Annotated in this window: 12 protein-coding genes and 2 pseudogenes; 2 read left to right on the forward strand and 12 right to left on the reverse strand. The window is 66.7% G+C overall.

Features of this window, described 5'->3' with window-relative positions; translation table 11 throughout:
• The 3 genes from ACFHPP_RS29390 to ACFHPP_RS29400 all read right to left on the reverse strand — a co-directional run.
• A partial coding sequence (locus tag ACFHPP_RS29390; protein ID WP_437166782.1) for a KilA-N domain-containing protein occupies nt 1-850 on the reverse strand: 850 nt, incomplete at its 3' end.
• 643 nt (nt 851-1,493) lie between these two features.
• A complete protein-coding gene (locus tag ACFHPP_RS29395; RefSeq protein WP_437166783.1) occupies nt 1,494-1,724 on the reverse strand; it encodes a hypothetical protein in 231 nt (76 codons plus the stop codon).
• Nucleotides 1,725-1,794: 70 nt separating this feature from the next.
• On the reverse strand, nt 1,795-2,112 hold the full coding sequence (locus ACFHPP_RS29400) for an EthD family reductase (protein ID WP_437166784.1): 318 nt from the start codon (nt 2,110-2,112) through the stop codon (nt 1,795-1,797).
• A 267-nt stretch (nt 2,113-2,379) separates the two neighbouring features.
• Here ACFHPP_RS29400 and ACFHPP_RS29405 point away from each other — a divergent pair, with 267 nt between their 5' ends.
• Complete coding sequence (locus tag ACFHPP_RS29405; protein ID WP_437166785.1) at nt 2,380-3,000, forward strand: hypothetical protein; 621 nt, start codon at nt 2,380-2,382, stop codon at nt 2,998-3,000.
• Nucleotides 3,001-3,058: 58 nt separating this feature from the next.
• Here ACFHPP_RS29405 and ACFHPP_RS29410 read toward each other — a convergent pair.
• From ACFHPP_RS29410 to ACFHPP_RS29420, 3 genes and pseudogenes are all read right to left on the reverse strand, one after another.
• Nucleotides 3,059-4,546, reverse strand: a pseudogene (locus tag ACFHPP_RS29410) (pyridoxal phosphate-dependent decarboxylase family protein).
• A 27-nt stretch (nt 4,547-4,573) separates the two neighbouring features.
• Entirely contained in the window at nt 4,574-6,040 is a 1,467-nt protein-coding gene (locus ACFHPP_RS29415; protein ID WP_437166786.1) for a DUF6880 family protein, read from the reverse strand.
• 2 nt (nt 6,041-6,042) lie between these two features.
• Nucleotides 6,043-6,633, reverse strand: a pseudogene (locus tag ACFHPP_RS29420) (ATP-dependent DNA helicase); the annotation flags it as partial.
• A 124-nt stretch (nt 6,634-6,757) separates the two neighbouring features.
• Between ACFHPP_RS29420 and ACFHPP_RS29425 the strand changes: the two are divergent.
• Nucleotides 6,758-7,666 (forward strand): replication protein RepA, encoded by a 909-nt coding sequence (locus tag ACFHPP_RS29425; RefSeq protein WP_437166787.1) that lies wholly within the window; start codon nt 6,758-6,760, stop codon nt 7,664-7,666.
• Nucleotides 7,667-7,955: 289 nt separating this feature from the next.
• Here ACFHPP_RS29425 and ACFHPP_RS29430 read toward each other — a convergent pair whose 3' ends face one another.
• From ACFHPP_RS29430 to ACFHPP_RS29455, 6 genes are all read right to left on the reverse strand, one after another.
• Nucleotides 7,956-8,294 carry a hypothetical protein gene (locus ACFHPP_RS29430; RefSeq protein WP_437166788.1) on the reverse strand — a complete coding sequence of 113 codons (339 nt, stop codon included), beginning with the start codon at nt 8,292-8,294 and terminating at the stop codon, nt 7,956-7,958.
• Entirely contained in the window at nt 8,291-8,962 is a 672-nt protein-coding gene (locus ACFHPP_RS29435) for a ParA family protein (RefSeq protein ID WP_437166789.1), read from the reverse strand. Before ACFHPP_RS29435 ends, ACFHPP_RS29430 begins: the two co-directional genes overlap by 4 nt.
• An 887-nt stretch (nt 8,963-9,849) precedes the next feature.
• Nucleotides 9,850-10,059, reverse strand: coding sequence for a hypothetical protein (locus ACFHPP_RS29440; protein ID WP_437166790.1), 210 nt, complete (start codon nt 10,057-10,059; stop codon nt 9,850-9,852).
• 14 nt (nt 10,060-10,073) lie between these two features.
• The gene (locus ACFHPP_RS29445; protein WP_437166791.1) at nt 10,074-10,202 is read right to left on the reverse strand and encodes a hypothetical protein; all 129 of its coding nucleotides are present in this window, start codon (nt 10,200-10,202) and stop codon (nt 10,074-10,076) included.
• On the reverse strand, nt 10,199-10,363 hold the full coding sequence (locus ACFHPP_RS29450) for a hypothetical protein (RefSeq protein ID WP_437166792.1): 165 nt from the start codon (nt 10,361-10,363) through the stop codon (nt 10,199-10,201). The genes ACFHPP_RS29445 and ACFHPP_RS29450 overlap by 4 nt, the downstream gene beginning before the upstream one ends.
• Nucleotides 10,360-10,683, reverse strand: a complete 324-nt coding sequence (locus tag ACFHPP_RS29455; protein ID WP_437166793.1) for a hypothetical protein — start codon at nt 10,681-10,683, stop codon at nt 10,360-10,362. Before ACFHPP_RS29455 ends, ACFHPP_RS29450 begins: the two co-directional genes overlap by 4 nt.
• Nucleotides 10,684-10,815 lie beyond the last annotated feature (132 nt).

Genomic DNA, 10,815 nt, shown 5'->3' on the forward strand with positions numbered 1-10,815 from the left:
CGCGGCCGTGGCCGATCCGGCCACGGCCGCGCTGTTCGAGCACCGCCGCCTGGAAGGCACGGAACCTGGGCATGTGGCTGAACCGCAGCAGGTAGCCGCCGCGGTTCAATTCGATGTGGCAGTCCGCGCAGATCAGCCAGCCATGCTCAGCCTTGTTCAGGCTGCGATGGAAGAAGTGGTCGAACTCGGCGCCCTCTGCCGGCCCGCCCGCCCGGGTGAGCACGCGCGCCTCGCCGCAGCAGGGGCACTGTCCAGCATAGGGCTCGGCCGCCACCGCGCGGCGGATCGCCGCCTGGCTCGCGATCGAAAAGTCCCGCCGGGTGCCGAGCAGCAGGTCCTGCGTCGAGAGCGTCAGGAACATCAGGTCGGCGGTATGCCGGTCGAGGACATCGAGGATGTCGAGCCGGTGATGCAGCCGCTGGAACTGCTGGTCGAGATGCGCCCGCAGCGGGTCATGGCCCGCGACGGGTGCGTCGTCCGGCCGCTGCATGGCGGCGCGGACGACGGTGTTGCACCAGAGGTGGAACGGCGGCGAGAGGTAGCGGGCGTAGGTCAGCGCGAGCTGCCAGTGCGCCCAGGTGCCGCCCTGGTTGCCGCGGACGGTGGCGACGAGGCCGTCGCTGTCGAGGTGGCAAATACCGGCGAGGCCGGCATTTGGCGCGAACAGGTCGTCGGCGTTGGACCGGTGGGTGCCTGCATGGGTGCGGAAGCGCGCGGTTTCCTCGAGGGCGAGCCAGTCGGAGGGGCGCCGGTTCGGCGGCCGGTCTGCGGCCTGCCACATGTCGGTCAGGTTCAGCATGGTGCCGCGGAGGCGGATGGGGCTGCCCTGGTAGCTGAGGGTGGTGGTCATGGGTTCTCCAACACTGGGTTCGGCCTTGCTCAAGGGACCGCGACGGTCGGCTTGGGAGCTGCCGAGACCAGCCGGAGAGGGCGGAGAAAGGCATGGGAGCGGCCAGACGGAGGTTCAGCCCGGCCGCCACCGTGGCGGGCCCTGGAGAGCCTGCTGCGGGGCTGCCGGGCTGAACCCAGGCTTGGTGTGATGACGGGCGCGGGCAAGCGACCCGCGCCAACGCCGCGTCGTGACGCGGCGGACCGGCGCCCCCTCCCCGCCTGATCCGGGGCGGCGCCGGGTAACCCTGTCGTCGGCACCCTCCGTGCCACCGCTGGCAGGGGAAGGTTCGCAGAAGCGGCCGGCTCAGTGCCGGATGCGCGGTGCCGGGCATGGGCGGCGTCGAGGTGACGCGGCGCATGTCCGCCGAGGTGGGATGACAGGGGTGGCGAGAGGCCAACGTCCCCTCCCCTGCCGAAGCAGGGGCGGCGCGAGATGGCCGACGGACCCGTTACCGAGACCTTGGCCAGATCCAGCGCCTGGTCGGCTCAGACAGCCTCGCCTCGGAAAGCAGAACAGTTTGCTGTCGGGGAACGAGGGGGCCACGGAGCCGGGCGGGGTCGCGCCTCTCGAGACACACATATGGGGATGCCGGCACGTATTTTCAAGATCGCAATGAAAAGTAGTGCGACTTCTTTGCTGAGGCAGCGTTGATGTAGGCCCCGATCAGGAGGCCGAGGCCGCCGTAGCCGCTGCCCAGGCTGGGATCAGCGAGCATCGATGCGCCGGTCGCGCCAACTGATTGAAACTGCACCGCGCCAGCCGTCCGCGCGAAGATCGCGAGGACAAGCACTGTCCACCGATCCTCGATGCGCGGCGTGGCCGCCATGCTCATCTACCCAGAACTTCTGTGTGCTCGCGTCGTCTGGTGCTCATTCATTACGCCTCGCCGATCTGCCGAGCTGTCACGGCGATGGAAGCGATTCATTGATTTGCACGACGGGCTGAACGTTCGTGAATTTGGGTATGTCAGCGAATATTTCAGCGCCATGCGAAGCAACTGCCTTCTGCAGGGCGCCCGCAGATTCGAACGTCAGCAGGGCGATGATTCCGTAGGTTGCTGGTCCGTCGCCAGGAGATCCAGTTCCGCGCAGAATCCGGACCTCCCGAAGGCCCATTTCCTTCCAGCAGCGCCAGAGGAGCGCAGTGTGCTCGTTGAGGTAATATTCCTGATCGAAACTTGACCCAGGCGGAGCTGGATACATAACGCTCAGAATGACCATTCTGACCTCCCTGCATACGGCGAGGCGCCGGATATTTAGTGAAGGAGAAACTCGCGACCGATTGGCGCTGATCAGCGGCTCGACGAGCGTATGGCGGCAGGGCCCGTCAAGTCACCAAATAATTGGGGTCCTGTCGCTGTTTGCGTTCAAGGCTATATCCAGGCGTCATAACAATAGAGCCGCCGCAGCTCGCGCCACAAGATTTTCTCGATTTCTTTCCGAAACAGGCGCCTAGTTTTTCATGCTGCTCACATATGAGCAAACCAGATGAGGGCCTCACTTATGTGGCGCAGCAAGGCAACAGCAGGAAGCACTGAAAGCAGTGGCGTCGAACACGGCATTCCTGTCCGGAGAACCGTGCCTTGGCTGATGGCAGCGCTCATAATCCTGGCGCCCCTGGTCGCAATGCAGTTCACCGATGAGGTGGTCTGGGACAAGACTGATTTTGTTGTCCTCGGCGCTATGCTGCTCAGTGCTTGCGGCGTCTACGAGTTGGCGGCGAGGATGACGGGGAACATCGCCTACCGGGCCGCCGTCGGCGTTGCGATTGTGGCGGTCTTCATCCTCATCTGGGTAAACCTCGCCGTCGGCATCATTGGGTCTGAGGATAACCCAGCGAACCTGATGTATGGCGGAGTACTCGCCGTCGGGATCCTTGGCGCTTTCATCGTGCGCTTCCAGCCTCGTGGCATGGCGCACGCGTTGGTCGCGACGGCGCTGGCTCAGGCGTTGGTCGGCATGATCGCCCTGATCGCTGGATGGGGTTCCGCAGGGGCAAATTGGCCAGGAGTTGTCGTGCTCCTGACTGGATTCTTCGCCGCGCTGTGGCTCGTATCGGCCTGGTTGTTCCGGAAAGCGGCTCAAACGTCCGCTGGCGCAGCGCCGTAGGATAGACCTGCAACATCTGCTTCTGTCCAACTCAGTTCCATTATCCCGACCGTCCCGCTTACGCGCCGGCGTTCCCCTGGACCAACCGCCAGGCATCGATAATCGAACGCGCGGTGAGATCCACATCCGCATCCGTCGTCGGCCAGGAGATCACCGACAGGCGCATCACCCAACGCCCGCGCCATCGCGCGCCGCCGGCAAAGCAGACGCCATCCCCCTGCGCCTGCGCGATCACCTCCCGCGTCAGCACGTCGCCCCGCTCCGGCTCCTGCCCCACCCCAAACCGAACCAGCACCTGGTTCAGCTCCACCTCGTGCGGCACCTCGATGCCAGGCTCGGCCGCGAGCGTCCCAGCAAGGCGCCGGGCCAGTCCGCAGTGCCGCCCTATCATCTCGGCAACGCCGCGCCGCCCCAGCGCCTGGATTAACGCCCAGGTTGCGAAGCCGCGCGCCCGTCGAGAGAGCTCGGGGACGTAGTGCGACGGATCACGCTCGCCCTCGGCAACGGGCGGCAGATAGCTGGCCGCCGCGGTCATCGCGCGTTGATGCGCCTCGGCGTCGCGGACGATGGCGTAGCCGCTGTCATAGGGCGTCTGCAGCCACTTGTGCCCGTCGGTTGCCCAGGAATCCGCCAGTTCGATACCCTACGCGAGATATGCGCGATCCGGGCAGGCGCGGGCCCAAAGGCCGAAGGCGGCATCAACATGCAGCCAGGCGCAAGGATGCCGCCCCACCGCGGCCGCCATGTCCGGGAATGGGTCGAATGCGCCGGTGTTGATCTGTCCGGCCTGCGCCACGACGATCGAGGGCCCATCGCTCTCGGCCAGTGCAGCGCCCAGCGCGTCGGCCCGCATACGTCCGTCAGCGTCGGCCGGGATCCGCACCAGCCGGCGGTGTCCAAAGCCGAGGATCTGGAGCCCGAGGAAGACCGTGGTGTGCGCGTCGTCGCCGATCAGCACGCGCACCGGCGGCGCGCCTTCAAGCCCATCCGCCTCGACGTCCCAGCCTGCGCGCCGCAATACCGCGCTGCGGGCGGCGGCCAGGCAGACGAGGTTGGCGACAGTCGCGCCGGTCACGAAGCCCACCGAAGAATCCACCGGCAGGCCGAGAAGTTCGAGCAGCCATCGGGCCGCAACGGCCTCGGCCGCAGCCGCGGCTGGAGATGCTTCGTGATTACCGGCGTTCTGGCCCCAGGCCGAGGTCAGCCAGTCGGCCGCAACACCAACCGGATGTGAGGCGCCGATCACCCAGCCGAAGAAGCGTGGGCCTGCACAGGCATGCAGGCCTGGTGCGGCACGCGCGGCGAGGTTCTCGATGACTGCCTGGCCGCTTGCCGATGGTTCCTCCGGCAGAGGGCCACTGAAGGCTTTCCGCATCGCCGCGTAACCTGCGGCTGGTCTTTGAATTCCGTGCGGCAAATTATGGCGGAAAGCCAGAGCCAAGCGTGCTGCCGTGTTCAGCACCTCCGTGAGTTCATCCGCGCCGCCGCTGGTCTGAACCGCCATGCTAAAAACCTCCCTCGCCTTCGTCGGGGCAGGTTGGCACATGCGTCGATCGGCCACGATCAACTCAACTCATCGCTTTGCGGGCTCGAGCAGGGACCAGAACCCGATCTTGCGGGGATGCTCCCTCCTGAGCCGTTCCATGAAGGCGGCGTGGCTCTCCAGCCCGGGCTCGTCCGACAGCAACGGCGCGAGGCTGGCGCAGGCCAGCACGTCACGGGCAGCATACTGGTACTGCCGCGACGCGGCCCGCTGCAGCAGGGTGGCGGCCGCGGGGTACTTCTCGGCCAAGACCTCAGCTGCCGGACGCAGCCGCCCGTAGTCGCGCCCGCTGAACTCCATGTGGTGGGCGCGTACCAGCCGGTTCGCCATGTGCAGGTTGGGCCAGCCTGTCAGGAAGCTGAGCGCCAGGTTGCGGTCGGGATGCCCCAGCGCATGCGCCATCGCCCGTTCCTCCGCCTCCACGTCGTCGAAGTCTGGCAGGCCGCGGAGGTATGGCCGCAGATGCACCGCGCTCAGCCAGAGGCTGAACGCCTTCCAGCGCAGCGTCTGTGCCTCATCTTTCCGTCCCAAAGCATCGAGCGCAGCAATCCGCAGATCCGTGTGCTGGACCTCCTCCTCCTCGTGGCGGCTTGGTGCACGATCCAGCCAGACCAGCGCCTCGGCGGGGCGGCCTCCCGTGATCAAACGCTCCGCGATTTCAGCGGCCAGGGTTTCCACCCGCCCACCTGCCTCCGCCGCTGCAATGAACGCGTCGACGTCGCCCTCCAGGTCCGCCAGATCGCGCAGGCGCAGGGACACCAGGCCCCTCCCCCGCCAGCTCGCGTAATCGTCCTGGCCGCGCGACGGCGGCTGCTCGGCCAGCCGCGCCTGCAGCAGGCGCCGTAGTTCCGCCCGCCCCTCGGGACCGAGCGCCGGATTGGCCGCCGCCAGCAGGTCATCAGTCACGCCGTAGCCATCGGCATCCTGCAGGGCGAGCAGCTCGCCTGCCAGCGCCCTCGGGTCTCGACCAGGCAGCAGGCCCCAGAGCCGCCCCAGCTCGGCCCCGGCCTGCCTGAACACTTCACCAAGTTTGCCGCCGCTGTCGTCGCTGCGCCCGAACACGCCGTCGCTCAGCTCGAGGAGCAGGCGCATCTGCGTCGCTGCTGCCCGCGGATCTGCTGCAGCAAGCGGGCCGGCGATTGTCTCGCGCAGGCCATCAAGCTCACGGGCCAGCGGACGCACCTTGTCCCACTCGATGAACCCCTTCGAGCGCCCGATGGTGCGTAGCCGCTTCTCGACCTCCGCGGCAAGTCGGCCGGCGCCGTCGGTGCCGGCCAGTACTAGACTGAGCGCCCGTGCCAGGGTCGGATTGTCCTCCGCCTGTGCCATCAGCAACTCGGCCAGCCGCCGCGCCCCCAGCCCCTCCAGCGCCTCGGCACTTAGCGCGGGCGAGCGGGAACTGGTCTTCTTGGCCGGCGCACGCTGTGGGGATTTGGGCGCCGCATCTGCGGAAGCTGAAGTGGCAGATGAGCGGATCCGGCGAGCAGGCATCGGCATGGTCAGCTCCTCTGCGCCTGCGGCACGCTGGGACTTGGCGTGAGCCATTCGCGCAGCTTGGACCAGCGCCGGCGGCCGTTGGCGTTCTTCACGGCGATGGCCAGGGCACGGCGCTGCCCGACCAGCACCACGAGCCGCTTGCCGCGGGTCACGCCGGTGTAGAGCAGGTTGCGCGCCAGCATGGCGTAGTGCTGCGTCGTCAGCGGGATCACCACCGCCGGGTATTCCGACCCCTGCGTCTTGTGGATCGTCGTCGCATAGGCCAGCACCAGCTCGTCCAGCTCCCCGAAGCCATAGACCACCGGCCGCTCGTCGAAGAGCACCGTCAGCTCGCCCTCCTCCAGGTCGAGGCTGGTGATCACGCCGAGGTCGCCGTTGAACACCTCCCGGTCGTAGTTGTTGGCCACCTGCATCACCTTGTCGCCCGGGCAGAAGGTCCAGCCGAAGCGCTCCACCCGCAGCTCCCCCGGCGGGTTCAGCGCCTGCTGCAATTCCAGGTTCAGCGCCCGCGCGCCGAGGCCGCCGCGGTTCATCGGGCACAGCACCTGCACGTCGCGCACGGGGTCGAGCCCGAAGCGCGCCGGAATGTGGTCGCCCAAGCGTGGCCCAAAGCGTTGAAGCGGGCGTGGCGGGTCACGTGCAATCGCTCTCGCTTTGCCGCTGGCCAGACTCCTGCCTCGTGTGGCAGTTCGGAACGAGCCAAGCGGAGGGAGAGCCATGGCCAGCGTGATCCAGCAGCGCCTACTCGACCTCGGCACTGAAATCGCGACCTCCCCGGCCGACGATCTGGGCTTCATCCACTCGATCATGGCCCAATGCGCCCTTCCGACTGTGAAGCCCCCGGAGGGCGTTATGGTCTGGGAACGCAGCCAGGGCCGCGCCAGGCTGCTCCTCGAGGCTGGCAAGGTGCTGGATCCTCGGACGGGCACCTACAAGCAGCTCACGCTGCCCTACGGGCCGAAGGCGCGGCTCCTCCTGATGCACCTGAACTCCGAGGCGGTGCGCCGCCAGTCGCCCGTCATCCCGGTCGAGGACACCATGACGGCGTTCTTTCGCCGCCTGATGGGCCGCACCCAGGACGGCCGACAGGCCAAGATGTTGAAATTGCAGCTCTCGTCCCTGGCCGCGGCTACCTTCCGCATGGGTATCGTGCAGGACGAGGACCGGGCCTTCCAGGTCGACACCAAGGTCGTCGGCGCGTTCGACCTGTGGTTCCAGAACGAGCCGGGCCAGCGGGTGCTCTGGCCGTCCACTCTACGCCTCTCTCTGGATTACTACGAGAGCCTGACCCGCTTTGCCGTACCCCTGGACGAGCGTGCCGTGGCGGCGCTGGCCCATAGTGCACTCGCTCTCGACATCTACTGCTGGCTGGCCCAGCGCCTCCACCGCGTCCCGGCAGGCAAGCCCCAGTTCGTGTCCTGGGCGGCACTCTACGACCAGTTCGGGCAGGGCTACAAGGAGGTGCGCTTCTTCAGGCGCGACTTCCTCAACCTGCTCAGCCAAGTGAAGGTGGTCTATCCCCAGGCGCGCATGTCTGAGGAGAAGCGCGGTCTCTCTCTTGAGCACTCTCCTCCCCCGGTGGCGAAGCGCGTGATCGCGTTGTCCTCGTTATCCACCGGCAACTAAAGGAAGACTATCGGTATCTATCTAATAGGAGTGTGGGAGCGATTGCGCATGCTTCCACGAGAGTGATTACACCAGAAGCGCGAGAGTGATTGCATGTGGACGGCCGCTTCTGTCCCACGACTTATCCCGTCCGCCGCTGATCTTCAGACCGTGAGAGATTGCACAGCGCCGCACCGCATGTCGACCCCTCCTGTGAGGCGTGAGCGATTACCCATGCTCGACAACGTGCTTGGCCAGCTCGCCTGCAAGCCATGGGAGATCGGCCTAGGTGGCTATCCCCATACCCTTTCTACGCATCTAAGCCATTAGACCGTCTGCGCCGGTTATCCGGCGGATTCACGTCGGCGTCCGGCACGTCGAACCCAGCCTCTCTCATCAGCCGGGCAAAGAGCCTGCGCGTGCTACCCGCCTTCTCCGCCTCGCGGGCGATCAACTCAGCAAAGGCTTCGGACGCCTTGAAATTCACCTGCACCACGGGCGGTGGGCGGTTCCGGGCGGCAACCGGCACGGGAGCGGCCGCAGGCGGTGGCGCTGGCGGCGCGACGACGGGCGGCATACCGGCGGTCGCGCCGGATATCTGCGCGGCGAGGTCCGCGCCGCTGACTCTCTTCGGCTTGAACGAGCTCATGCGGCCTTGCCTCTTACCCGGCTAGCTTTCGCTAGGGGAATAGCCCCCTTTGCGACTAGCTCGGCTATCAGGCTACCGGCCTGATCACCCACCTTCCCCGTCGTCGGCACGGTGCCGCTGAACGACAGCTTGGTGAAATCCGCCAGGTCACCGAACGACTGGACCAGGATCGGCAGCTTCTCTTCCTCAAGGCTGTCGAGCGCCGCCCGCTCGGACAGGCCGCGTGGCTTCCAGCGAGTGAGTAGCACGCTATAGGGTATAGTCCGTCTAGCCGCCTTGCTTAAGCTAGCTACCTGCTGAGCGGTGCGCATGGTCTCACGGACGCTGCCCCGGTCCGGCATGCAGGGGATCAGCACATGATCCGCCATACCGATTGCGGATGCCGCGGTAAGGTTCTCGAACCCGGCTGTGTCGACGATGACAGCGTCATGGTTCTCGGCCAGCTCCCCGGCGAGATCGACCACCTTGATATGGTCCACCTCGCTTCGGCAGGTGAAAGGGGGGCCTTCGTAGGCCTGCGCGTGCCAGGACGCGAAGGACTGGTTGCGGTCGGCATCGATCACCGCCACCCGGTATCCTCGGGCAGCGAGGTTGGCCGACAGGATCATGACCGTCGTGCTTTTCGAGCAGCCTCCCTTGCCAGAAGCCACTGTCACTATATTCCCCATAGCCGTCTATCCCCCTGGTTGCAGGCTATCCCCCTAGCCGGCTTGGCGCATAGAAGCATGATGGCGGATAGGCGGGAAGCGTGATGAAGCGTGATGAAGCGTGATAGCCTCCTACCCGCCTAGATGACGCCCGCCTAGTGGCCTATGCGGGTAACCGCGTAGACCGCTAGGTGCATAGGCCGCTATTTTGGCTGAATGTTCGCGACTTGTTCTTCATTCTGTTACGCCGGGTCATGGCAGCCAATTACGGGCGGATTCGGCCCACCGATCCGCTCTGGTACCGCCGCTACACGGGCGAGCTGAGAGCCTCGTGCGGCTGCGGCCACGCCGCGCGGGACTGACTGTCCGACCTGGCTGCGATACGGCCTTCCTGACCTAGTGCTGTACCAGATCATCGCCCGGCTGCGGTGCGGCCGATGCGGGTCAGCGCCGAGCTTCGCTGATGCCGTCAAAAGGGCGGAGGCCTAGGCGCCTATCTGCGTAGGCGGGAAGCGCAGCGGCGGCCGGCCTCGCTTGGCCATGATTATGTGGACTGCAGGCCGCAAGGCGAGGGGAACGGCGCGGCGGGCAGCGAGAAGGGCAGGGGCCGACGCATAGCCACATAGTTCGGTAGGAGCATAGCCCGGCAAGGCGGATAGCCTCTCGAAACGTGCCTGCGACGGAGGGTAGGGGCCTTGCGCGGGGCTTCCCTCATCCGCCGGCGTGGGAGACGGCGGCGATGAGCAGGGAGGGGAGGGCCGCCGGCCATAGAACGAATAGGGCAGGGTGACGCTATGGCGACCATCGCACCGGCTGCTGCTAAGCCAGTGCGATCAGCGACTTCGGACCGACGCTGCCGGCAACAAGGTTGTGGTGGTCGTAGAACTGCCCGCCGGGCTTGTCCGGCATCAGACGGGCGGCCGGCGGTCCTGCGCCATCGCCGCAAGGTCCGCTTCCATCCGCTCCAGCGTCATCACCAAGGCTACCAGCAGGTTTGCCGCCTCCGCCGCTTCGGCGGGCGTCAGGTCCTGGTGCCGCTGCAATTCCATTCGCAACCGCAATCGGCCCGGCGGGGTCCGAGCCTCCGGGTAGGAGAGGGGCAGCTTCGGGTCATTCATGGCTTGTCTCTGCATTACGCGCGCGGCCAGCGGTCCCCCTCCGTCGCCTGGATCAGCGTCATGCCGGTGCTCTGAAACTCTGCGCGCAGCCGGTCCATCTGCGCCGGGGTCAGGTTCGCCGGGTCGATGGCCTCCGCCGTCATGGCAAGTGATCCTCCGCTATCCGCGCAAGGAGCTCCACCACCCGCGCCACGGCCTCCGCCGCCTGGGCCGGCGTCATGCCATGCCGCTGCTCAAGCTCAGCGCGCAGCTTCGCCACGTCTTCCGTGGTCAGGACCCCCGGGCGCATGTCCTGCCCCGTCATGGCCAGCGGTCCCGCAGCTTCACCATACTGCCGGACGCCAGCATGTCCTCCGCCGCGAGCCGGTTCGTGCCAGACAGCAGCACCGCCGCCATCGCGTGCACCGCCGCGTCCCATTCCGTCTCCGCCAGCACGAACAGCGCCTTCGATGCCACCGACGCACGCATCTCCGGCGAGGCCCCCGGCAGCGCCGCCGCGATGCTGGTCGCCATGGACTGCATGACCAACCGGCCGGCATTCGAAAGCGAGCCGGTCGCGGCGATGCGCCACGCCTCGCGCTCGAGCGTCTGGCAAAAAGCCTCGCGGTCCTCGGGATCAACCATGACTGTCCTCCGCGTCACGGCGGGCGCTCCGCCACGCCCGGGGTATAGAACCAGGAAACGCCATGGGATGGCATCCGTGCCAGGGGAGGGCACCCAGGCGGCGGGCTACGCCGCTATTGTGTCCGATAATAT

The organism is Falsiroseomonas sp. E2-1-a20 (genome assembly GCF_051433195.1).
In the GTDB taxonomy this organism is placed as follows: Bacteria; Pseudomonadota; Alphaproteobacteria; order Acetobacterales; family Acetobacteraceae; genus Falsiroseomonas.